Here is a 22500-nt window from a genome sequence, read left to right on the forward strand (position 1 = left end):
GATTCATCACCTTTTTTATTAAGATTTTCTAAATTATTACTTTAAAATCTTTAAAATTTAATCATTCAATTTATTTTCTTTTTTTAGAAACAAATAGTCCGCCGCTTGCCATTCCCAATAGGGCAAGAAGACTTGAAATTGAACCTACGCCTGTTTTAACATTATTATTGTTATTTTTGTTAGATACAATTTTAGAAACTATAGGTTTCTTTTCATCTTTTTCTTTTTCTTTTTCTATTTTATATTCTTTTACTGTTATAGTTGATAAAGCTGTTGTTGTTAATCCGTCTTTATCAGTAAGAGTGAATTTTATTTTGTACTCACCAGCTTTATTGTTATCAAAATTTCCCTTATCGATTACAACTTTGTCAATCATTTCTCCATCTTCAGGATCAAAAGCCTTTAGTATTAATTTCTTTAAATCTAATTTTTCTCCAAGATCAATTTCTTTTGATGGTTTAACCTCAAGAATTGGAGCTTTATTTTTTTCGACTTTTTTTGTTCCTCTTAGGATGATTTTATCTACTGGTTTTTTTTCTACTTTTTCTACTTTTTCATTAGTTAATTCTTTTATAATTTCTTTAGTTCCGTCTTCGTTTATAACGTAGTAATAAGGAGTAGAGGTAACACTTAGTCCGTTTACACCTTCTTGTTTTACTTTTGTTTTTCCTTCTTCTAGTGTAGGATCATCTTCATAGACAGTCTTATATTTTATTTCTGATTCCTCTCTTTTATCTTCCTTTAGGATTTTGGATTTAAGAGTTAGCTTCCAACCATCTAGGTCATTTCCTTGCATATCTAAAGAATAAAGCTTTCTTAAACGTTCAGCATTGTCGCCTGTAAATTCTGCTTTTAGTATAAAATCTTTAAATTTTTCTGAAGAGTGACTATATAAATTAAGTGAGTTTTGAATAAGAGCTCTTTTAAAGGACCTATCATTATATAATTTAAATTCACCTTCTTGGAATTTTCTGTTAGAAGAAATTAGTTTTCTTCTATTTGTAAGTTTTTCTGTTATTTGCCCATTATGAATTTGTGTTATTGTAAATTCAATATTTAGACTTTCTTTATCTTCATCTAAGATAATAGCATTGGGATCTTTTATTCCCACAAGAGAAGTGTTCATGTTTTGTGTAATATAACCACCTATTATGCCTTTATTAGGTTGATTTTGATTTGAAATTTGATATATATAATTTTCATCATCAGGTTTTATATCAATACTTTCAACATTAAAATCCTTAATAATTTGACCGTTATCATCTTTTATTTCATCTGTTTTGATATCAAATTCTAAAGGTGTTCCTATTTTACCATCAAAACGCTTCGTAACAGATGTATAATTTTTTTTGCCGTTCTCTCCGATATATTGAATTCTTATAGAGTAATTAAAGGATACAGGTTTACCCTCATCGGCTTGGTTGTAATATCCTTTACTATCACTATATTTCCAGCCTATTCTTACTTTCACATTCTCATGTTTTGCGAAAGCATTTACTCTACTATTTTCTGGCTTGTTTTCATTATTAATTTCTAATCCATCATTAGACTTATTGGTTTTGTCCTTATTTTCGTCATTTATTATATTTTGAGATGGTTGAATTTTTTTCTCAGGATTTTTATTTTCTTCAACTTTATTTTCTTTAGCTTTTTGTCCTATTTTTTCATTCACAAAATTTTCAACTTTAAAAGCTGGATTACTTTTCAAAGATTCTCTAATTTGATTTTCAAATACTGAAATTTCTTCTAAAGAGTATCCTGCATTTTTTAGGCTATTTATATTATTTTCGCTAAAATTAAAGGCTTTTTGTTCATTTTGTACTTTTTGATTATTTACTTCTTCATTTTTTGTAGATATTTCTACTTTTGTAGATATTTCTACAATACTTTGGTTTTGACTTTCAGAAGCTTTTTCATTTTCTGCAAAAGCTGTTGCAGGCGCTTGAAGAATCATTGTTAATGATAGGGCTGCTGTAAAAATTGGAGTGCTTACCTTTCTTCTATCTTTTTTCATGTGTTCTCCTTTTTAATGTTTTTTGACTTTTTTTGTTATTAGTAATAACAAAATCTGTTTTCCATTTACATATAAACTATACTTGAATAATTAAAAAAATCTAAAATTATTATAATTTAAAAAAATTAAATAATAATTAAATCAACTTATAAATTTATATAAATACTTATTTAATTTGAAAATTTTTAAATTAACTATTGATTGTTTTTTTATAAAAATTATATAATAAGAAAAACAATTTATGGTTTTAGATACGCTTATTAAAAGGGAGTTTTATGACTTTTATTCAAATAAAAAATGTAAAAAAATACTATAAGCTTGGTTCAAATATTATAAAAGCTTTAGATGGAATTGATTTAACAATTGATAAGGGCGAATTTATTGCTTTGCTTGGGACTTCTGGCTCTGGTAAATCGACTTTGTTAAATATTCTTGCAGGTCTTGAAAGACCATCTTCGGGAGATATTTTATACAAAAATATTTCTTTAAATTCTTTGAGTGAGGAAGATATAACTAGATTTAGAAATTTAAATATTGGTTTTGTTTTTCAATCATATAATCTTATGCCTTATCTTACGGCTATAGAAAATGTGGCTTTGCCTTTAATTTTTAAAGGCGAAGGCAAAAAAGAAAGAGAAGAGAAAGCCTACCAAATTTTAAAAGACATGGGGCTTTCTAAAAGAGTTTATAATAAACCAAACGAGCTTTCTGGTGGACAACAACAAAGAGTTTCCATTGCGCGTGCTTTTGTGGGAAATCCAAATATTATTTTTGCTGATGAGCCTACGGGAAATCTTGATACAAAAACTTCTTTTGAAATTATGGAATTGATAAAATCAATTGTTAGAAAAAATAATCAAACCCTTATTATGGTAACGCATGATGAGGAAATGACAGAATTTGCTGATAGAACCCTTTTTATGAGAGATGGACTTATAGAAAAAATACATGAAAAATTAAGTATAGATGAGGTATTAAAAAATGGAAAATAATCAAGTTGAAAACACTACAAATTTTAATAAACAAGATGATTCTGCCAATGAGCAAGCTCAAATAAGAAATAAACCAAAATTAATTATTTCTTCATATAAAATCCAACCAAAAATGGTTGAAGCTGGAAAAGATTTTGATATAATTTTAACTTTGTATAATACGAATGCACAAAATGCTATATTTAATTTGAAAGTTTCTCTTGACCAAGCATCTTCAACTGAGCAAGTTTCTGGAAATAATAAAGCAGGTTCGGAAACTGCTTATGGGAATGAGGGATCTGTTTTTACACCAGTTGAAAGGTCAAATACTTTTTATAGGTCTGCAATTTATCCTTGGAATTATTCAACAGAAACTATAAAAATGAATGTTTTGCCTAATACAAAAGCTGGCAATTATCAAATGAGCGTTAATTTTGAATATGAAGATTATCTTGGCAATCAATATCAAACCACAGAAAGTATAGGAATACCTGTTGTAGCAACTGCAGCAATAAGTACAAGTGATATAAATATAGATGAACTATTTGTAGGAGAAGATACAAATGTTTCGATGAATATTTACAATACTGGCAAGGATAATTTGACAAATTTTATGTGCAAAGTCGAAGGAGAAGGATTTGATGTAGATGAAAATAGTCATTTTATTGGAAATTTTGCACAAGGAGCGAGCGAATCTTTTTCTTTTAATATGAATCCTAAAAAAGAAGGTCCTTTAAAGGGAAAAATAATTTTAACTTATGAAGATTCCAAGGGAGAGGTTCATAAGGAAGAAAAAACTTTTAAAAAACAAGTTCAAATGTCCCAAAATGAAAATGTGGATGAAAATGGCAATCCAATAGAATCTACCGAACAAGTAGAACAAGATTTTAATATGGCACCTGTTATAGGAATCGGCTCTATTTTTCTAATAGTTTTATTGATTTATTTTATAAGAAAAAGGAGCAAAAAGAAAAAAAATAAGGAATTAGATTTAGATGAAAATTAAAGACAGGATAGATATTGCCTTTAGAAATCTTTTGAGAAGAAAATCTAGAACTATTCTTACCATACTTTCAGTTTTGATTGGAACAGTGTCAATAATAATGATGATTTCCTTGAGTTTGGCGATGGCAAAACAACAAAGAGATATGGTTGAATCTTTTGGAGGATTGGAAAATATAGAAATAAGTTCTGACAAAGCACAAACTTCTATAAATCAAAGTAGCATAGGCAAGTTTAAAAAAATAAAACATGTAAAATATGTAATTCCTCATAAGGATTTATATACAGAAATTTTTTTGAAAAAGAATAAAGATACAAAACTTGAAGCAAATAATGGAATAAGTCTTATACCTGATAAGGTATTTGCTCAAATAAAATCTGACATGATAAAGTCAGGTTCAAATTTAAATCCATCAGATGAAATGTCTATGATTTTGGGTTCAGACTATCACTTATATAAGATGAAAAAACAAGGTGAATCCTTTGAACAAGAAGACGTTCAAGGCCTAAATATTTTAAAAGAAAAATTTATTTTAAGATTAGGCTATGAAGATATGGAAAATAATCCCACAGACGAAGAAGGAAATTCTAAGCCGACTTTCGCAGATCTTGAAATAAAAGTTAAGGGGATAATGAATGAATCAAGTTTTTTAGAAAAAAGCAGAATGTATATAAATGAAAAAACTTACAAAACTTTGCAAAAAGAAGATAAAAAATTGCAAAGCCCAAGCCTTGATGACATGAGCGAAAATGGAGGGAAAAAATCAAATTATTTGTACGAAAATATTACCCTTGTATGTGATAAATATGAAAATGTAAAAGCAGTAGAAGATGAAGTAAAGTCGATGGGTTATCAAACATCATCATCAATAGATATGATAGAAGAGATAAATAAATCCACAAAAACGATAATGCTCATACTTGCAGGAATAGGTTCAATCGCCTTTATTGTAGCAGCGATAGGAATAATAAATACAATGCTTATGAGCATATACGAAAGGCAAAAAGAAATTGGTCTTATGAAAGTAATTGGCGCAAGCGTTTCAGATATAAAGACTATGTTTTTATTAGAATCAGGATTTATAGGATTTTTTGGAGGACTTGTAGGCTTACTTATTTCTTATTTGTTAGGATTTATAGCAAATAAATTTTTGCTAGCAGGATTCGCCCAAGCCATGGATACAGCTTTGGAATTTAATATCCCAATTTGGCTAGGAGTTATGGCAGTGATTTTTTCATCATTTATAGGAATTCTAGCAGGCTACCTACCAGCAATAAGAGCAACAAAATTATCAGCAATAGAAACATTAAGAAGCAATTAAAAAAACCACAGGCATGTAGCCTATGGTTTTTTTATTATTCTTCTAAATTTTTTTCTTCTAATTCTTTTATGAAATTATTAATATCTTTTTTATTTATTCTAGAAATTCCAGAATGTTCGCTGTCGAATTTTCTGTTTAAAATTTTTTCTCCTGTTTCGTCTTCCATAACTTCTAGAACTCTTTGCCTACAGAAATTTCCTTGGCAAAATCCCATTCCACTTCTTGTACGTCTTTTTATTGAGTCAAATGTCAGACAAGGGATACCCCTGTTCATTGCATCTCTTATTGTTTTTTCGCTAACTTGCTCACACCTACATACAAGTCTTTCAGGATTTCCAAGTGGCAAATCAATTTTATCTTTTACCTTATTAAAATCTTCAAGGTCTTTGTATTCTATAATAGGTTTTCTATAAGGATTGTAGGAAGGATCATCTTCCAAATTTAAATTTAAATCTTTTAAAATATTTTCAACAATTTTGGCAACTTCTGGAGAAGAAGTTATACCTGGAGATTGGATTCCTACAACATTTATAAAACCAGAAGTTTTGGTATTTTCTATTATAAAATCCCCAGTTGATGAAGCAGGTCTAAGTCCTGCAAAGGAACGGATGAATTTTTTTAAATCTATTACATCATCTTTTACAGATTTTAATCCAAGCTTGTAAATTTCTGCAAGCCTTTCAATGTGTGTTCCAAGATCAATTTCTTCTTCGTCGATTGCATCAGGGCCCAAAAGAAGGTTGTTGTGGTAGGTTCTTGTTACAAGAATTCCTTTTGATTTTGGAGATGGTGTTTGGAATAAAACTTGTTTTATTTTTTCGCCAGTTCCTTTTTGCATAAGTAAATATTCGCCACTTCTTGGATGGATTGTAAAATCAGTTTCTGTAATCATGCTTGATATTTTTGCTCCATTTAATCCGGAAGCATTAATTACAAATTTTCCTTCATAAGTATTGTCATCAGAAGTTTTTACTTTAAAAATATCTTCTTCTTTTTTTATATCAACAACTTCACTTTGAAGTTTTAATTCGGCGCCATTTTCTATGGCATTTTCTACAAGGGCAATAACGTATTCGTATGGAGAACAAACACCAGCTCCTTTGCAATAAAGAGCGGATATTGCATCATCGGATACATTAGGTTCTATTTGTCTAAGCTTTTCTTGATTAATTATTTCAATATCATCAAGATTATTTTCAAGACCCATTTTGTAGAGTTTATTAAGTTCTTTTTCATCATCTTCATCAAAAGCTAAAACCAAAGATCCGTTTTCCAAAAATCCGAAGTTTAGCTCTTGGTTTAACTTATTAAATTCCACTCTTCCCTTGTAACAAATTCTTCCTCTTAGCTCATCATGGCTTTCAGCATAGCCACCATGAACTATGGCAGAATTTGCCTTGCTAGCTCCCATGGACACATCAATTTCTTTTTCTAAAATTAAAATATTTAATTTATACCTAGAAAGTCTTCTTGCAATTGATGCACCAGTTACACCAGCACCGATTACTATTACATCATACATTTTATTCTTCTCTTTTCTTAAAATTTATAAATAATTAAAATATAAAATTAAAAACTGGAACTGCTAAGATACCACCAATTATTGGTCCAACAACAGGAATCCATGAATATCCCCAGTTTGGATCTACTTTGTTTTTGAAAGGTAATACTGCATAAGCAATTCTTGGTCCCAAATCTCTTGCAGGATTAATTGCATAACCTGTTAGTCCACCTAAACTCATACCGATTGAAACGATAAGACCAAATACATATAATTTGTCAACGCCGCCCATTCCAGCGCCAGCAACATTACCAAATCCTAAAATAGCAAATACTAAAACAAAAGTTCCAATAATTTCTGATAATAGGTTTCTAAAAGTATTTGGTATAGTTGGAGCTGTGCAGAAAGTAGCTCTAACTGTTAATGGATCATCGCTTGTTGCGTCATAATGATCTTTAAATAAAATATAAACTAAAATAGCTCCGCAAAAAGCTCCAAGCATTTGTCCAATTATGTATGAAGGAACTGTATTCCATTCTATTCCACCATTAAATGCAAGAGCAATTGATAGGGCTGGATTAAAATGAGCACCTGTTAATGCACCAAAAATACAAGCTGGAATCATAACTGCAAGACCCCAAGCAAATGTAATTTGAACAGGACCTGCACCTTTTTGTCCACTCTTATTCAATAGAACGTTTGCAACAACTCCATCTCCTAATAAAATAAGTAACATTGTTCCAAAAAATTCACCTAGTATTATGTCTCTCATAATAACCTCCTGTTTTATTACTAAATATAAAAAAAGCAACAAAAATAATGGGATAAATTTGTTGCAAAGTCTCTTTTTATATTCAGCTGTGAAAATGTTTACACCCATATTATAGCACATATATTTTTATAATACAAATATTTATTTTATTTTTAAATTTACAAGGAAAAATTTTTAATTTATAATTAAATTATAAGAAAATAAAGGAGTAAAAATGGACAAAAATACAATAATAACTTATATAAAAGAATTATGCACAAGACCATCACCAACTGGTTTTACAAAAAAATGCGAAAAATATTTGATGGAAGAATTTAAAAATTTAGGATACAAGCCTTATCAAAACAACAAGGGAAATGTAATTGTTCCAATTTATGTAGATGAAAAAAATAAAGATGATGGACTTTTATTATCAGCTCATATCGACACGCTTGGTCTTATGGTAAGAAGTATAAAAGAAAATGGAGGAATTCAAGTTACAACTCTTGGTGGCTTTCCATTAAATTATGCAGAATTTGAAAATGTAAAAATTTTTACAAGAGATGGAAAAGAATTTGAAGGAGTTTTTAGATTAAATGAGCCTTCAGTTCATGGCTCAGATACACCAAAAATTTCAAAAAGAAATTTTGATGAAATGGAAGTTGTTATTGATGAGCTTGTTGAAAGCGATGAGGATGTAAAAAAACTTGGAATAAATCCTGGAGATTTTATTGCTCTTGATTCAAGATTTAGATATTCTAATGGTTTTGTAAAATCACGTCATCTTGATGATAAGGCGTCTAGCGGAGTTTTGCTTGCTCTTGCAAAAGAAATTAAAGAAGAAAATTTAAAATTTGATAGAAATATTTATATGATGTTTACAACTTATGAAGAAGTAGGACACGGAGCAAGTTCTGGCCATCCGGCTGGAATAAAAGATATGATAGCAGTTGATATGGGAGTTGTTTTTGATGATTTAAAAACAAATGATAGATTGGTTTCAATTTGTGCAAAAGATTCATCAGGTCCTTACAATTTTGATTTAACAAATGATTTGATAAATACAGCCAAAAAAATTGGAATTGATTTTGCAATTGATATTTATCCATTTTATGGTTCAGATGCATCTGCTGCTATGAGCTCATTTTACGATTATAGGCACGCCCTTGTAGGCTGTGGAATTTCAGCATCTCATGGCTATGAAAGATGTCACGAAAATGCCTTGATGAATTTGTTTGATTTATTAAAAACTTATATATTAAAATGAAAAATAATTTTATTATTGTAAAATAGCTAGACAGAAAGATAAATTTCATATAAAATAGTATTACACAAAAAAACAATTTCTTAATTTAAGGGGGAGAGATGAAAATTAAAAAAATTATGGCTGGAGCTCTAACTCTAGCACTTTCACTAAGCATTACAGCTTGTGGATCAAAAAAAGATTCTGATAACGGTTCAATGGCTTCTACAGCTTCTAATGCAAATGGAGCAAAAGTATCAGCTACAATGGTAACTGACCAAGGCGGAATAAATGATAAATCATTTAACCAATCTGCTTATGAAGGATTAAAAGCTTACGAAAAAGATGGAAAAATTAAATTTGATTATATTGAATCACACAAAGATTCTGATTATCAACCAAACCTTGAATCAGCACTTGATAGTGAATCAGATTTGATTTTTACAGTAGGATATGCTCTTTATGATGCAACAAGCAAGGCTGCAAAAGACAATCCAGATCAAAATTACGCAATAATCGACAACGCAAATCCTGATAAAATTGAAAATCTTTTAGGAATAACATTTGCAGATAATGAAAACTCATTTTTAGTTGGATATATTGCAGGAATGAAAACAGAATCTAACAACGTTGGATTTGTAGGTGGAATGGAATCAGCAGTAATCGATAGATTTGAATATGGATTTAGAGCTGGTGTAAAACAAGCAGCAAAAGAAAAAGGAAAAGACATAGAAGTTCAAGTTCAATACGCAAACTCTTATGCTGACCAAGCAAAAGGAAAAAATATTGCTAACCAAATGTATCAAAAAGGCGCAGATGTAATCTTCCATGCAGCTGGTGGTACAGGAATTGGAGTATTTGAAGCAGCAAAAGAAAATAATAAATACGTAATCGGCGTTGACCGTGACCAAAAAGAAGAAGCTCCAGATAATATTTTAGCTTCAACAGTTAAAGGCGTAGGTAAAGCTGTTCAATTAACACTTGATGATTACAAAGATGGAAAATTCAAAGGTGGAGAAACAAGAGCATTTTCACTTAAAGATGGAGAAGCTTTGGATATAGCTTATGGAGATAATGACCTAGTAGACCAAGAAGTTAAAGATAAGGTTGAAGATTTAAGAAATCAAATCGTTGATGGAAAAATTAAAGTTCCACAAAACGAAGAAGAATTTAAATCAATGGGTTATGACAAATAAGTAAAAATCTGCTTAGAAAAAATAAGTAATTAAAAGAGTAGGAAGAAAAACTACTCTTTTTTTTACAAAAATATTTAGAAAATTCTAAATTAATAGTGAGGTATTATGGATAAGTATTTAAATGAAAGCCCAGTTGTTTCATTAAAAAATATTCATAAAAGCTTTGGCGACAAGAAAGTTTTAAAAGGCGTAGATTTTGACCTTCACAAATGTGAAGTACACGCTCTGCTTGGAGAAAATGGAGCTGGTAAAACTACTCTTATGAATATTTTATATGGGATGTTTCCTCAAACTGAAGGAAACATTTACATAAAAGGCGAAGAAATTATAAATAATTCGCCAAAAAAAGCAATTAGCATGGGCATAGGAATGGTTCACCAACATTTTATGCTGATAGAACCCTTTACAGTTACAGAAAATATAATATTAGGTTATGAAGGAAAAAATTCTTTCATTGATAGAGATAAGGCAAAAAAAGAAGTTGTTAAATTAAGCCAAGAATATGGACTTATTATAGATCCGGACAGCAAAGTTGCGGATATATCTGTTGGACAACAACAAAGAGTTGAAATTTTAAAAGCTTTATATCATGGAGCAGATATTTTGATTTTTGATGAGCCAACAGCAGTTTTAACTCCTCAAGAAATAAATGAATTTATAGAAATAGTTGAAAAATTAACTGAACTTGGAAAATCAGTTATAATAATTACCCACAAATTAAAAGAAATTAAAGCTATGGCAGATACTTGTACCATAATTAGAAGGGGAGAATACATCGACAAAGTTAATGTAAAAGACGTAAGTGAGGCTGATCTTGCAGAAAAAATGGTAGGCCGTGATGTAAGCTTTAATGTAAAAAAAGAAAAAATTGACCTTGGCGAAGAAATATTTAAGATAGAAGATCTTTGGGTTAAGGACAACAGAAAAGTTGACAAGGTAAAAGGCTTAAATCTTTCGATAAGAAAAGGAGAAATTCTAGGAATTGCAGGAGTTGATGGAAACGGTCAAACAGAATTAATAGATGCCATTTCTGGAATGAGAAAAGCTCAAAAAGGCAAAGTTATTTTAAAAGGAGAAGATATTACTAATAAAGCTCCTAGAAATATAATTGACCTTGGCATGAACCAAATTCCAGAAGATAGACAAAAAAGAGGTCTGGTTTTAGAATATCCAATTAAAGATAATTTGATTTTGGAGAATATAGATAAAGACTTTTCAAAAAATGGAATTTTGGATTTCAAAAAAATAGAAGAAAACGCAAACAATTTGATTGATAAATTTGATATAAGACCAAATGATATAAACGAAAAAGCAGGAAGTCTTTCAGGCGGAAACCAACAAAAAGTAATTATCGCAAGAGAGATTACAAATGATCCAGATTTATTAATAGCTGCTCAACCAACAAGAGGACTTGACGTTGGAGCAATAGAATTTATCCACCAATATTTGGTAGAGCTTAGAAATCAAGGTAAGGCAGTTTTATTAATAAGTTTTCAATTAGATGAAGTAATGGATTTATCTGATAGAATTTGCGTAATTTATGATGGACAAATTGTAGGAGAGCTTGATCCAAAAGAAACTGATGAATACGAAGTAGGAAGATTAATGGCAGGAGGAGATCATGAATAAGAAAGCAAAAACAAAAAGAAAAAATTCTTTTTCAAATTCAAAATTATTATTTACTCTTGTATCAATAATCTTGGGACTTTTGGTAGGAGCTATAGTTCTTTCTCTTACAGGTTATAATCCAATAGAAGCTTATGGAAAATTAGTAGAAGGAATTTTTAAATCCCCAAGAAATATCGGTTGGGCTCTTGTAAATTCAACACCAATTATTCTTACAGGTCTTGGTGTATGTTTTGCTTTTCAAACAGGACTATTTAATATGGGAGCAGAAGGACAATTTATAATTGGTTCAACTGTAGGATTTTTGATGGGCTACTTACTAAAACTTCCACCAGTAATCCATGTTATTGTTACAATAATTGTTGCACTTTTGGCAGGATTTATTTATGGAGGTCTTGCTGGATTTATAAAAGCAAAATTTGGAATTCACGAAGTAATTTCAACTATAATGCTTAACTGGGTAGCATTTTATTTTCAAAATTTTATAGTTTATCGCTATCAAAAACCAAATTCTATGGGAACATTTGATATAAATGATTCAGCAAAAGTTACTCTAGTTACAAATGCTAGCCAAAAATTTGATGGATTTTTTGGAAAATTTTTTAGAGCACCAATTCATTTAGGAATAATTCTTGCTATTGTTAGCGTAATTATTATTTGGTTTATTCTTGAAAAAACAAGTCTTGGTTATAAATTAAAAGCCGTAGGATTAAACAGAGAAGCAAGTGAGTACGGTGGAATTGATGCAAATAAAAAGATAATCCAATCAATGGCAATTTCTGGATGCTTGTGTTCGCTTGCAGGCGTAACTCAAGTAATGGGTTACACTTATTCACTTCCTTTATTATCAGCTATGGAAAATTTTGGATTTGATGGACTTGCAGTTTCACTTTTAGCATCTAACAATCCAATAGGATGTATTTTCTCAGGCTTATTTTTGGGATCATTAAAATATGCAGGAAGTAATTTACAAAGAACAATGGGAGTTCCTAGTGAATTAATTTCTATAATTATAGGAACAATAATTTTATTTACTGCTATTCCTTTGATATTTAGAATTATAAAAGCAAAAGTAAACAAAAAGAAAAATAGAAAGGCGGGAAATAATGCTTAATTTGACAGTTTTAGGATTAATAATTGGAAATACACTTTCAAATGCTACACCAGTATTATTGACTGGCCTTGGTGGAATGATTTCAGAAAAATCTGGAGTAGTAAATATTGGACTTGAAGGAATGATGACAATAGGTGCTTTAGTAGCAGCAACAGTAGGATATTATGTAGGAAATCCATGGCTTGGATTTTTGGCAGGAGGTCTTGCTGGAATGTTTTTTGGACTAATCCATGCACTTGTTTCAGTTACATTTGCAGGAGATCAAACAATTTCTGGTATTGCTATAAATACATTAGCACCAGGTTTGGCTTTGTTTTTAGCAAGATTATTTTTTGATGGCGCAACTCAAACCCCATCAATTGCTTTGGAAAATAAAATTCCTAGATTATTTGACGGTTTGATTACAAATCAAGCGCTAAAAAATATTTTTTCTCAATATGCGACAGTTTATATTGCTTTAATATCTGTAATTTTGCTTTATGTATTTTTATATAAAACAAAATGGGGACTAAGGCTAATTGCAGTTGGAGAACATCCAAAAGCAGCTGAAACTTTAGATATTTCTGTAGGAAAAATTAGGTATCTTGCGGTAATGTTTTCAGGATTTATGGGAGGACTTGGAGGAGCTTCTATGTCACTTGCAGTAGTAAGTGTATTTTCTCCAACCTTAATTGCAGGTCAAGGATACATTGCACTCGTTTGTGTAATATTTGGAAATTGGAGGCCACAAGGAGTTTTGATAGGTTCATTATTTTTTGGACTAACCCAAGCTATAGCAACCTATTTAACAGGAACAACAATACAACTTCCAATGGAATTTATTTCAATGATTCCATACATTTCAATTTTGATTTTCTTAATTTTATTTAATAAAAAATCAAATGCACCAAAAGCAAGTGGTAAGCCATATTTGACAGAAGATATTTAAAAATAACAGAATATAAAAATAACCCATCTCGATCGCAAAATCAAAAGAGAACTCATAGATAGATTTAATAAATGAGATCTCTCCACAAGGTCAAGATGGGTTATTTTTTTCATTAATAATTAATAAATAAAAAGTAGAATGTTTTTTAAATTTTATTTTTAAAATTTATATAAGCCAAAAAAGATAAAATAAAAAAATTAGCAATAAAATAAAGAGTTCCATAACCCATCTCTACCGATTATAAAGAGAGGAGAGATCTCTTTTATGGGTTAAATTTTTATTTTGCTTATTGCTAAAGAATTTTTTAAAAAAATAGGCATAAAAAAAGCACCGCTCGGTGCAATTTTAAAAGGGAAAATTTACGTATTACAACTAAAAAAGCAAGCTTTTGCTTGCAAAAAAATGGTCGGGGTGAAAGGATTCGAACCTTCGGCCTCATGGTCCCAAACCACGCGCGCTACCAAGCTGCGCCACACCCCGATGTCCTAACGACAATATATAATATACCAGCTTTAAAAATATTTGTCAAATATTTTTTTGAAAAAATTTTAAAAATTTATGATTCGCTAATTTTAGCTTTTATATAAGAATAAAATTCTTCAATTTCTTTTTCGGTGAAAATAATTATATCATTTTTCTTTAAAATTTGGCAAGTTATTCCATCACCTTTTACTAAATTTTTATTAAAATTTCCATCATAAATAAAATCTTTTCCGCAAGATGGTGATTTTGCTTTTAGGAGGGCGATTTTTATATTATTTTTCTTACAAATTTCTAGGGCAATTTCTCCACCTTTTTTGAAATTTTTTGTAAAATCTACTCCATCAACATTTATAACTTTAGAATTTTTTATCTCACATGGCTTTCTTGGCGTTTTCATTCCTGAATCTACTTCTGGACAAACGTCTATGAAATTTATTTGTGGAAATTTTTCTTTTAAATTTTTTATTTCGTTATTTTTTCCGTCATAGCGACAATTTATTCCCAAAAGACATCTTGATATTAATACATTCATATTTTTATCCTTTCTGATATAATTATAGCAAAGGAGTAATTAAATGAAAATTAAAAACTTTTTTTATAAATTTATTTTAAGTTTTTTTCTTATTTTTGCTTTTGCTGGATGTGTAAAGCTTGATGATATTAATTCTAATGAAGCAGTTGAATGTACAAGTCTTCTTGAAGATAAGGCTTATTATAAAAAAGATGATGTAGTTGATTATATTAAGGCTTATAAAAAACTTCCTCCAAATTTTTTGACAAAAAAAGATGCGAAAAAACTTGGTTGGATTCCTAAGAAAGGAAATTTGTGGGAAGTTACTGATAAGGGTGTAATTGGCGGAGATTATTTTGGGAATTTTGAAAAAAATTTACCTGATGCAAATTACAAGGAATGTGATGTAAATTATTTTGGTGGAAGACGTGGTGGCGAAAGACTTATTTATGATGAGGATTTTAATATTTTTTACACCAAAGACCATTACAAAAGTTTTACCAAGGAGAATTAGATGATTTGTTTGGATGGAAATAAATTTAAGTCAAGGGATGAGGCTTTTTCTTATTTGAATGAAAAAATTGATTTTGAATATGAAGTAAATAATCTTGATGGGCTTTTTGATGAACTTTCTATGCTTGATGAGAAAATTATTATTAGAAATTATCCTCTTATTTATAAAAATTTGAATGATTATGGAGATAGGCTTTTGTCTTGTTTTATGAAGGCAAGTCTTTGTTTTGATTTGGAAATTGATTTTCTATCATAGATTAATATAGTAAAGAAAAGGAGCTAATATGGAAGATAGGTCAGTAAATAATGAAATTAGAAACTTTGTTGCCAAAAATATTATAAATAATTTTCTAAAAAATGGGGATAAGTTTTATGATAAGGAATTTCTTATTAATAAATTTAGGGTAAATCCTTCTTATGTGGATAAAACTTACCAAAGACTTTTGGATGAGGATTTGATTGAGGCGAAAAGTGATTATTATTATATGAAAATTGATGAAAACAAAAGAAATGCCCTAATTGTGGAATTTGCAAATGGATATTTGAATGAATTTTTAAAAAATATGAATTCAATAGGAATTACAAATGAGGGAGTTTATGATTTTGTATCTTTGAGGATGAATGCTAATGGATAATATATTAGAAATAAAAAATTTGAAAAAAACTTATGGCAAAAAAAATGTGCTTGATGGTATTGATTTAAAACTTGAAAGAGGGAAAATTTTGGGACTTATGGGTCCAAATGGTTCAGGAAAAACTACTCTTTTAAAATGTATAATGGGTTTAATTAAGCCTAATGATGGAGAAATTTTAATTGATGGGAAAAAAGTTGGAGTTGAAACAAAAAAAATCATCTCTTATTTGCCTGATGCCTACCATCTTTATGATAATTTGACAATTGAAGATACGGTAAATCTTTACAAGGATTTTTATGATGATTTTAATATGAGAGTTTGCAAGGAACTTTTTGAATTTATGAAAATTCCAAAGGAAGGTTATTCTGATAAATTATCAAAGGGAATGAAGGAGAGGCTTCTTTTGGCACTGACTCTTTCTCGTGATACAAAATTATATATTTTGGATGAGCCAATAGAAGGAGTTGATCCTATTGCAAAGGATATGATTTTATCTGCAATTATAAAAACTGTAGATATTGGTAGGACAATTATTATTACAACTCATCAAATTGGAGATTTGGAAAATCTTTTTGATAGGGCAGCTTTTATCCAAAGAGGACAAATTCTTTTGGAAGAAGACGCCGAAGATTTGAGAGATAAGTATAAAAAACAAATGGTAGATTTGTATAAGGAAATTTTTGTAATATGATTAGATTTTTGAAATATGAATTAAAAAGGTCAAGGGGATTTTTTCTTTTGATGGCATTATTTGCCATACTTTCTCAAGGTCTTGTTGGGATATTTTATAAATTAAATAGCTTTGAGCTGGAAAATAAAAACACTTCATTTTTTATTCTCCTTATAGCTCTTGCCCTTATAATTTTGTCAGTTTGTTTGATATTTTTTACCATTAGATACAAAAGAGATATTTTTGACAAGTCATCTTATATAACTTTTACCATAAATATTTCTGTAGCTAAGATTATTTTTGCAAAATTTTTGGCAAGTCTTGTGATAGGCTTTTTAAGCCTTGTAGTTTTTGTAGGCTCTTTAATTATATGCTCAAAGTTTTTGGGGATTTATGATGATTTAATAAATATATCCATGAAACTTCTTATGGTATATATTTTTGTTTTAGAAATCTACTATTCAATTGCCTATCTTCTTTTGGTTTTTGGAATAACCCTTTCAAAAGTACAAATTTTTAGAAGATATTATTCATTTGTGTCAGTGGTTTTGTCCATTGTTTTATTTACAATAATAGTTTGGCTTTTAAGAAATATTTACACAATAAGTCCTGTGATTTTAAGATTTAAAGACTTTGCCATCCAAAGGATAATAAATATAAATGGAGTAGATATTTCCATGCTTTACAATGGAGTTGACGGAAAAGTTTTGGGAATAAATATTTGGATGCTGACATTTTCTATTTTGATAATAGCAGTTACATTTTTTTATAATGTATTTTTGATAGAAGAGAAGATTGATTTTTAGGAGATTATTATGAGAAAATATTTAAAATATGATGCAAAATCGAATATGAAATTTTTCATCTCAACAATTGCAAGTTTTGTAATTCTTTTAATCTCAATGATGTCAATCAAAACAATTGGAGCATTTTCAAGAACGCTAGAAATAAATTCAGCCATAAATTCAATAGAAATAATTGTAGTTGTAGTTTTTATCCTAACAATTTCTTATTTTATTATAAATAGTTTTTACAAAGATCTTTACACAAACAGGTCAATACTTACATTTTCCTTGCCAATAAGTGCAAGAGAATTTATTTGGGCAAAACTAATAGTAATAAATATTTTCTATTGGCTTTTAGTGTTTTTGTCAGTGTTTTTATTCTATATAGTAGGAACATATTTAAATACAAAAATACTTCTATCTTTGGTCTTTATAATGATTTTGATAAATATAAGTGCTCTTTTAGTATTTTTATATGTGCAAATGGATAGGTATTTGTTTAAAAGAAAAATTTCAGTATTTTTAATTTTTATAATAACAGCGGCCATATTTGCTCTTGCGTTTTTCATAAATAAAATTTTTTTGCTTTTAAGTAATAAGATTATTTTAAAAGATTATAATTATATGGCTTTTGTTTATTCTTATGTAAAATACAAGGGAGAATCATATATAAACCTAACAGGATTTATTTATTATATTTTGATATTTCTAGGATTATTTTGGATAAATGCAAAAATATTAAAAAAAGATTTAGACTTATCGTGAGGACTTTATGAATAAAAATATGTATATAGGAATTGTAGGAGGAGTAATTATTTCAATAATTTTAAATAATGCCTACAATTTTCCAAACAAAGAAATGGTTGCAGTAGTCTGTGCAGTAATAGGCGCATTTTTTGGAGCAAGCATTGATAATAAATTTAAAAAATCTAAGTAGGGTATAGTCATTGTAAGGAGATATTATGGATAATAAAATTAATGAAGTTAAAAAAATCATAAAAGAATCAAATAATATTGTATTTTTTGGAGGAGCAGGAGTATCAACAGCATCTGGCGTTCCAGATTTTAGATCTGCAACTGGACTTTATAATAGAGAAAATAATTCATCATATTCGCCTGAATATATGCTAAGCCATGAATTTTTTGTAAATCATCCTGATGAATTTATGGAATACGCAAAAGAAAATTTGATGATTGAAGGAATAAAACCAAATGATTGTCATCTTGCTTTAACAAAACTTGAAAAAAAAGGAAAACTAAAGGGAATTATTACTCAAAATATAGATTCTCTCCACCAAGAAGCAAAAAGTAAAAATGTAATTGAGCTTCACGGGAATTTGAGAGATTATTATTGTACATCTTGTGGCAAAAATTTTGACCTAGCTTATGTTAAAAAATTTAAAAATGTAGTTAAGTGTGATGAGTGTGGCGCAGTTGTTAGACCTGATATTGTTTTGTATGGAGAAAGTTTGAACAATGATAACATTAGCTATGCGGTAAAATTAATTAGCGAAGCAGATGTGTTAATTGTCGGTGGAACAAGTTTGGTTGTTTATCCTGCGGCAGGTTTGATAGATTTTTATAGGGGAAACAAACTTATAGTAATTAATCAAGATCCTACCCCAAAAGATAATAAAGCAGATTATCTTTTGAAAGGAGATATATCAAAAATAATGAAAGAATTAGTAGAAGGTGTTTAATTTTGAAAAAAAGACATGGAATTGACGAGCTATCTATAGGACTTGTATGGTTTGCAATTGGCTTAATGCTTATAAATTATTTTTTAAAAATTAATTTTTTACAAGCAATGCCACTTGTGATAGTTTTTTATGCTATATTTAGGACTATATCAACAAACGAAATAAAAAGAAACAGCGAAAATTATATTTTCAAATTAAAATTTTTAAATCCTATTCAAAAAAAATATAGGAGTATTAAAAGGAAAATATTTGGAGATAAAAAATATAAGTATATTAAATGTAAATCATGTGGACAAGAATTACGTATTCCTAAAGGCAAAGGAAAAATAATCGTAAAATGCCCAAAATGCAAGACCAAACAAAAAGTAAAATCGTAAAAAAAAAATAAAATTTTAACTTTATTTTTTAAAAAAATTAATGTATAATACGTGAGGAAGGAGCATGTATGGATAGATTAATAGGAACAGTATCAATGGGTGTTAGGACACCTATTATTGAGACAGGAGATAACTTAGTAGATATTGTATTTGATAGTGTAAACAAGGCTGTTGAATCAAAAAATATCGAAATAAATGATAAGGATGTAGTTTGCATTACAGAATCCCTTGTAGCAAGAGCTCAAGGAAACTACGCAAGTTGTGAACAAATTGCTAAAGATATAAATGATAAATTTAAATCTGACGAAATAGCAATATTGTTTCCAATTTTAAGTAGAAATAGATTTTCAATAATGCTAAAAGCTTTTGCTTTGAGTGGAAAAAAACTTCACATTTGCTTATCTTATCCACAAGATGAGGTAGGAAACTACATTATGGACAGAATGGATTTATTTGAAAGTGATGTAAATCCTTATTCAGATATTTTGTCAGAAGAAGAATTTAGAAAACTTGCAGGAGATTATAAACATCAATTTACTGGAGTTGATTACATTTCTCTTTACAAAGAAATGGCAAAAAATAGCGAAGTACATTTTTTCAACAATCCAAAAGATGTACTTAAATTTACAAAAAGTGTTTTAGTTTGCCAAATCCACACAAGAGATTTAACTAAAAAACTTCTAGAAAAATCTGGAGCTGAAGAAATTTATGGTCTAGATGAAATAATGACAAAATCAGTTGATGGCTCAGGCTATAATGAAGATTACGGTTTACTTGGTTCAAATCTTTCAACAGAAGATGTTGTAAAATTATTCCCAAGAGATGGTCAAAGTTTTGTAGATGAACTTCAAGAAAAATTTATTGAAAAATATAATAAACAAGTTGAAGTTATGATTTACGGTGATGGAGCATTTAAAGATCCAGTAGGAAAAATTTGGGAGCTTGCAGATCCAGTTGTATCTCCAGCTTATACAAAAGGACTTTCTGGCACACCAAATGAATTGAAAATAAAATATATAGCTGATACAGAATTAAAGGACTTATCAATAGATGAAAGAACTGCAAAAATGAGAGAAAGAATTTCACAAAAAGCAGCTGATTTAAAAGGAACAAATGAAACCTTAGGAACAACTCCTAGACAAATCACAGATCTTTTAGGCTCACTTTGCGATTTGACATCAGGCTCAGGCGATAAGGGAACTCCTGTTGTTCTTATACAAGGATATTTTGATAATTATTCGAATGACTAAAAAAAAGCCGTTAGGCTTTTTTTTTATAAAGTTGGAGGATTAAAAAATAAGAAAAAATGAATGAAAATATAGATCCTAATAATTATTCCGACAAGGAAAAAATTAAACATATTCTTGATAGAAATGCTGCAATAAAAATACTTAGAAAAGATAGAAAAAAAGATAAATTTGCCCACAAGCCCTTGAGTGAAAAAAAGAAATTTTTACTTATGAGCTTTGCCGCCATACTTATGGCAAATGGAACACATTTTTTTAAATATCCAAATCATTTTGTAATTGGAGGAGTAGAGGGGGCATCCATACTGCTTTCAAATAGTCTTGCCTTATCCCCTGCCTTTATAACTTTGATTTTAAATGTGACTTTGTTGGTTTTGGCGTATTTTATTTTGGGTAGGAAATTTGTTTTAAAAACCGGATATGTATCCATATTAAATTCCTTAACGGCCCTTGCTCTAAGCAAAGTCTTACCTCACACAACTCCATTTACAGATAATAAATTATTAGAATTATTTTGTGCAGTTTTAATACCAGCTCTTGGCTCATCAATTTTATTTAATTTATCAGCATCAAGTGGCGGGACAGATATAATCGCTATGATTATAAATAAATACACAAATTTAAATATTGGAAAATCACTTTTGATGGGAGATTCTATTCTAACAATTTTATCAATCAAAATATTTGGAGTAGAAATTGGACTTTTATCTTGCCTAGGTCTTTTGATGAAAGGCGTTGTAGTAAATCAATTTATATCATCATTTAATACAGCAAAACTATTTTTGATTATTACATCCAAGCAAGAAGAAATAAGTGTATTTATTAGAGATAAATTAAATAGGTCGGCTACAGTTTTGGATGGAACAGGACTTTATTATAAAAAAGACCAATCAGTATTTTTGTGTGTAACAAATGATTACGAGGCCGTTTTATTTAGAAAATATATAAAAGAAATTGACCCACGCTGTTTTATAACAGTCTTAGATACATCATCAATAATAGGCAAGGGTTTTTATACGACAGACCTTCAATAGAAAGGGAAAACTATGAATATATTGGTTTCATGTGATGAAAATTATTTAAATCCTCTAAAAACTATGCTATATTCATTATTTGAAAGTAATGATACAAATTTTGAAATTTATTTGATTCACAAAGATATTAGAGATGAAAAAATAAAAGAAATTGAAAAATTTGTAATAAAAGCAAGCTCAAAAAGGGCAAAATTAAATGCGATAAAAGTTAAAAATCTTTTTTCTAATGCAAAAATAACTTTTTATTATACAGAAGAAATGTATTATAGGCTTTTGGCTTATAAATATTTGCCAGAAAATTTGGATAGGATTTTATATTTAGATCCTGACGTTTTAGTTTTAAATTCTTGCGAAAAACTTTACAATATGGATTTAGGGGATAATTATTTTGCAGCAGCAACTCATACTATTCCAACTGTACAATCTGCAAATGTAGCAAGGCTATCTATTTCATCAGGACATAAGGATATAGAAAATTATTTTAATTCAGGAATTTTGATGATAAATTTAAAACTTTCAAGAGATAGTCAAACTTATGAAAAAGAAGTTTTAAATTATGTAAAAAATACCAAATCATTAGGGCTTATAATGCCAGATCAAGATCTTTTGAATGTGGTTTTTAGAAATAAAATAATAAAAATTGACGAAATAAAATATAATTATGATGCAAGAAGATATTTAACTTACAAATTGAAGGATAAAAAATATAATTTATCCTACATAATTTCAAATACATGCTTTTTGCATTTTTGTGGAAAAAGAAAACCCTGGTTAGAAGAAAATAATCTAGGCGTATTTACATCACTTTATTTATATTTTTGGAAAAAAGCAATGAATATATAAAAAAAACTCCTAATTTTTGAAAATTAGGAGTTTT

Annotated in this window: 24 protein-coding genes and 1 tRNA gene; 20 read left to right on the plus strand and 5 right to left on the minus strand. The window is 29.0% G+C overall.

Annotated elements, in window-relative coordinates:
* Positions 1-70: 70 nt before the first annotated feature.
* Positions 71-2014, minus strand: coding sequence for a G5 domain-containing protein (locus tag HMPREF0078_RS00335; protein ID WP_004838021.1), 1944 nt, complete (start codon positions 2012-2014; stop codon positions 71-73).
* Between the two features lie 275 nt (positions 2015-2289).
* Between HMPREF0078_RS00335 and HMPREF0078_RS00340 the strand changes: the two genes are divergently transcribed.
* From HMPREF0078_RS00340 to HMPREF0078_RS00350, 3 genes are read left to right on the plus strand one after another with little or no spacing between them, the layout of a single operon-like run.
* The gene (locus HMPREF0078_RS00340) at positions 2290-3006 is read left to right on the plus strand and encodes an ABC transporter ATP-binding protein (protein WP_004838022.1); all 717 of its coding nucleotides are present in this window, start codon (positions 2290-2292) and stop codon (positions 3004-3006) included.
* On the plus strand, positions 2996-3991 hold the full coding sequence (locus tag HMPREF0078_RS00345) for a COG1361 S-layer family protein (protein ID WP_004838023.1): 996 nt from the start codon (positions 2996-2998) through the stop codon (positions 3989-3991). Before HMPREF0078_RS00340 ends, HMPREF0078_RS00345 begins: the two co-directional genes overlap by 11 nt.
* Complete coding sequence (locus HMPREF0078_RS00350; protein WP_004838024.1) at positions 3981-5309, plus strand: ABC transporter permease; 1329 nt, start codon at positions 3981-3983, stop codon at positions 5307-5309. Before HMPREF0078_RS00345 ends, HMPREF0078_RS00350 begins: the two co-directional genes overlap by 11 nt.
* A 34-nt stretch (positions 5310-5343) precedes the next feature.
* On the opposite strand, the gene HMPREF0078_RS00355 is transcribed toward HMPREF0078_RS00350, so the two are convergent.
* Both HMPREF0078_RS00355 and HMPREF0078_RS00360 read right to left on the minus strand, forming a co-directional pair.
* Positions 5344-6831: an NAD(P)/FAD-dependent oxidoreductase gene (locus tag HMPREF0078_RS00355; protein ID WP_004838025.1), complete on the minus strand. Its 1488-nt coding sequence runs from the start codon at positions 6829-6831 to the stop codon at positions 5344-5346.
* 34 nt (positions 6832-6865) lie between these two features.
* On the minus strand, positions 6866-7582 hold the full coding sequence (locus HMPREF0078_RS00360) for an MIP/aquaporin family protein (RefSeq protein WP_019118256.1): 717 nt from the start codon (positions 7580-7582) through the stop codon (positions 6866-6868).
* A gap of 214 nt (positions 7583-7796) precedes the next feature.
* Between HMPREF0078_RS00360 and HMPREF0078_RS00365 the strand changes: the two genes are divergently transcribed.
* The 5 genes from HMPREF0078_RS00365 to HMPREF0078_RS00385 all read left to right on the plus strand — a co-directional run bounded on the left by HMPREF0078_RS00365 (position 7797) and on the right by HMPREF0078_RS00385 (position 13668).
* Complete coding sequence (locus tag HMPREF0078_RS00365; protein WP_004838027.1) at positions 7797-8828, plus strand: M42 family metallopeptidase; 1032 nt, start codon at positions 7797-7799, stop codon at positions 8826-8828.
* 98 nt (positions 8829-8926) lie between these two features.
* Positions 8927-10000, plus strand: coding sequence for a BMP family lipoprotein (locus HMPREF0078_RS00370; RefSeq protein WP_004838028.1), 1074 nt, complete (start codon positions 8927-8929; stop codon positions 9998-10000).
* Between the two features lie 105 nt (positions 10001-10105).
* Positions 10106-11629, plus strand: coding sequence for an ABC transporter ATP-binding protein (locus tag HMPREF0078_RS00375; protein ID WP_004838029.1), 1524 nt, complete (start codon positions 10106-10108; stop codon positions 11627-11629).
* Complete coding sequence (locus HMPREF0078_RS00380; protein WP_004838030.1) at positions 11622-12740, plus strand: ABC transporter permease; 1119 nt, start codon at positions 11622-11624, stop codon at positions 12738-12740. The genes HMPREF0078_RS00375 and HMPREF0078_RS00380 overlap by 8 nt, the downstream gene beginning before the upstream one ends.
* Complete coding sequence (locus HMPREF0078_RS00385; RefSeq protein ID WP_004838031.1) at positions 12733-13668, plus strand: ABC transporter permease; 936 nt, start codon at positions 12733-12735, stop codon at positions 13666-13668. Before HMPREF0078_RS00380 ends, HMPREF0078_RS00385 begins: the two co-directional genes overlap by 8 nt.
* Positions 13669-14071: 403 nt before the next feature.
* Here HMPREF0078_RS00385 and HMPREF0078_RS00390 read toward each other — a convergent pair.
* A tRNA-Pro gene (locus HMPREF0078_RS00390) sits at positions 14072-14148 on the minus strand.
* A gap of 76 nt (positions 14149-14224) precedes the next feature.
* The gene (locus HMPREF0078_RS00395; protein ID WP_004838032.1) at positions 14225-14683 is read right to left on the minus strand and encodes a 2-thiouracil desulfurase family protein; all 459 of its coding nucleotides are present in this window, start codon (positions 14681-14683) and stop codon (positions 14225-14227) included.
* A gap of 43 nt (positions 14684-14726) precedes the next feature.
* Here HMPREF0078_RS00395 and HMPREF0078_RS00400 point away from each other — a divergent pair, with 43 nt between their 5' ends.
* From HMPREF0078_RS00400 to HMPREF0078_RS00450, 12 genes are all read left to right on the plus strand, one after another.
* On the plus strand, positions 14727-15176 hold the full coding sequence (locus HMPREF0078_RS00400) for a ribonuclease domain-containing protein (protein WP_004838033.1): 450 nt from the start codon (positions 14727-14729) through the stop codon (positions 15174-15176).
* Positions 15177-15431, plus strand: coding sequence for a barstar family protein (locus HMPREF0078_RS00405; protein WP_004838034.1), 255 nt, complete (start codon positions 15177-15179; stop codon positions 15429-15431). It abuts the gene before it with no gap.
* Positions 15432-15459: 28 nt separating this feature from the next.
* Positions 15460-15810 (plus strand): hypothetical protein, encoded by a 351-nt coding sequence (locus HMPREF0078_RS00410; protein WP_004838035.1) that lies wholly within the window; start codon positions 15460-15462, stop codon positions 15808-15810.
* A complete protein-coding gene (locus tag HMPREF0078_RS00415; protein WP_039920334.1) occupies positions 15803-16501 on the plus strand; it encodes an ABC transporter ATP-binding protein in 699 nt (232 codons plus the stop codon). The genes HMPREF0078_RS00410 and HMPREF0078_RS00415 overlap by 8 nt, the downstream gene beginning before the upstream one ends.
* The gene (locus tag HMPREF0078_RS00420; protein WP_004838037.1) at positions 16498-17286 is read left to right on the plus strand and encodes an ABC transporter permease; all 789 of its coding nucleotides are present in this window, start codon (positions 16498-16500) and stop codon (positions 17284-17286) included. Before HMPREF0078_RS00415 ends, HMPREF0078_RS00420 begins: the two co-directional genes overlap by 4 nt.
* Positions 17287-17295: 9 nt before the next feature.
* Entirely contained in the window at positions 17296-18030 is a 735-nt protein-coding gene (locus HMPREF0078_RS00425) for an ABC transporter permease (protein WP_004838038.1), read from the plus strand.
* 7 nt (positions 18031-18037) lie between these two features.
* Positions 18038-18202 (plus strand): hypothetical protein, encoded by a 165-nt coding sequence (locus HMPREF0078_RS09165; protein WP_004838039.1) that lies wholly within the window; start codon positions 18038-18040, stop codon positions 18200-18202.
* 25 nt (positions 18203-18227) lie between these two features.
* Positions 18228-18965 carry an NAD-dependent protein deacylase gene (locus HMPREF0078_RS00430; RefSeq protein ID WP_004838040.1) on the plus strand — a complete coding sequence of 246 codons (738 nt, stop codon included), beginning with the start codon at positions 18228-18230 and terminating at the stop codon, positions 18963-18965.
* A 2-nt stretch (positions 18966-18967) separates the two neighbouring features.
* Complete coding sequence (locus tag HMPREF0078_RS00435) at positions 18968-19342, plus strand: hypothetical protein (RefSeq protein WP_004838041.1); 375 nt, start codon at positions 18968-18970, stop codon at positions 19340-19342.
* Between the two features lie 68 nt (positions 19343-19410).
* Positions 19411-20592: a coenzyme F420-0:L-glutamate ligase gene (locus tag HMPREF0078_RS00440; RefSeq protein ID WP_004838042.1), complete on the plus strand. Its 1182-nt coding sequence runs from the start codon at positions 19411-19413 to the stop codon at positions 20590-20592.
* 56 nt (positions 20593-20648) lie between these two features.
* Positions 20649-21623 (plus strand): YitT family protein, encoded by a 975-nt coding sequence (locus tag HMPREF0078_RS00445; protein WP_004838043.1) that lies wholly within the window; start codon positions 20649-20651, stop codon positions 21621-21623.
* Between the two features lie 12 nt (positions 21624-21635).
* Entirely contained in the window at positions 21636-22466 is an 831-nt protein-coding gene (locus tag HMPREF0078_RS00450) for a glycosyltransferase family 8 protein (RefSeq protein ID WP_004838044.1), read from the plus strand.
* Positions 22467-22500: the final 34 nt, after the last annotated feature.

This window comes from Anaerococcus vaginalis ATCC 51170 (assembly GCF_000163295.1).
Lineage (GTDB): Bacteria > Bacillota > Clostridia > Tissierellales > Peptoniphilaceae > Anaerococcus > Anaerococcus vaginalis.

Coding starts and splice junctions, on each gene's coding strand:
- HMPREF0078_RS00340 (WP_004838022.1), top strand. CDS start 2,290: ATGACTTTTATTCAAATAAAAAATGTAAAAAAATACTATAAGCTTGGT.
- HMPREF0078_RS00440 (WP_004838042.1), top strand. CDS start 19,411: ATGGATAGATTAATAGGAACAGTATCAATGGGTGTTAGGACACCTATT.
- HMPREF0078_RS00415 (WP_039920334.1), top strand. CDS start 15,803: ATGGATAATATATTAGAAATAAAAAATTTGAAAAAAACTTATGGCAAA.
- HMPREF0078_RS00345 (WP_004838023.1), top strand. CDS start 2,996: ATGGAAAATAATCAAGTTGAAAACACTACAAATTTTAATAAACAAGAT.
- HMPREF0078_RS00370 (WP_004838028.1), top strand. CDS start 8,927: ATGAAAATTAAAAAAATTATGGCTGGAGCTCTAACTCTAGCACTTTCA.
- HMPREF0078_RS00335 (WP_004838021.1), bottom strand. CDS start 2,014: ATGAAAAAAGATAGAAGAAAGGTAAGCACTCCAATTTTTACAGCAGCC.
- HMPREF0078_RS00360 (WP_019118256.1), bottom strand. CDS start 7,582: ATGAGAGACATAATACTAGGTGAATTTTTTGGAACAATGTTACTTATT.
- HMPREF0078_RS00410 (WP_004838035.1), top strand. CDS start 15,460: ATGGAAGATAGGTCAGTAAATAATGAAATTAGAAACTTTGTTGCCAAA.
- HMPREF0078_RS00400 (WP_004838033.1), top strand. CDS start 14,727: ATGAAAATTAAAAACTTTTTTTATAAATTTATTTTAAGTTTTTTTCTT.
- HMPREF0078_RS00375 (WP_004838029.1), top strand. CDS start 10,106: ATGGATAAGTATTTAAATGAAAGCCCAGTTGTTTCATTAAAAAATATT.
- HMPREF0078_RS09165 (WP_004838039.1), top strand. CDS start 18,038: ATGAATAAAAATATGTATATAGGAATTGTAGGAGGAGTAATTATTTCA.
- HMPREF0078_RS00385 (WP_004838031.1), top strand. CDS start 12,733: ATGCTTAATTTGACAGTTTTAGGATTAATAATTGGAAATACACTTTCA.
- HMPREF0078_RS00420 (WP_004838037.1), top strand. CDS start 16,498: ATGATTAGATTTTTGAAATATGAATTAAAAAGGTCAAGGGGATTTTTT.
- HMPREF0078_RS00365 (WP_004838027.1), top strand. CDS start 7,797: ATGGACAAAAATACAATAATAACTTATATAAAAGAATTATGCACAAGA.
- HMPREF0078_RS00430 (WP_004838040.1), top strand. CDS start 18,228: ATGGATAATAAAATTAATGAAGTTAAAAAAATCATAAAAGAATCAAAT.
- HMPREF0078_RS00350 (WP_004838024.1), top strand. CDS start 3,981: ATGAAAATTAAAGACAGGATAGATATTGCCTTTAGAAATCTTTTGAGA.
- HMPREF0078_RS00405 (WP_004838034.1), top strand. CDS start 15,177: ATGATTTGTTTGGATGGAAATAAATTTAAGTCAAGGGATGAGGCTTTT.
- HMPREF0078_RS00355 (WP_004838025.1), bottom strand. CDS start 6,831: ATGTATGATGTAATAGTAATCGGTGCTGGTGTAACTGGTGCATCAATT.
- HMPREF0078_RS00425 (WP_004838038.1), top strand. CDS start 17,296: ATGAGAAAATATTTAAAATATGATGCAAAATCGAATATGAAATTTTTC.
- HMPREF0078_RS00380 (WP_004838030.1), top strand. CDS start 11,622: ATGAATAAGAAAGCAAAAACAAAAAGAAAAAATTCTTTTTCAAATTCA.
- HMPREF0078_RS00395 (WP_004838032.1), bottom strand. CDS start 14,683: ATGAATGTATTAATATCAAGATGTCTTTTGGGAATAAATTGTCGCTAT.
- HMPREF0078_RS00450 (WP_004838044.1), top strand. CDS start 21,636: ATGAATATATTGGTTTCATGTGATGAAAATTATTTAAATCCTCTAAAA.
- HMPREF0078_RS00445 (WP_004838043.1), top strand. CDS start 20,649: ATGAATGAAAATATAGATCCTAATAATTATTCCGACAAGGAAAAAATT.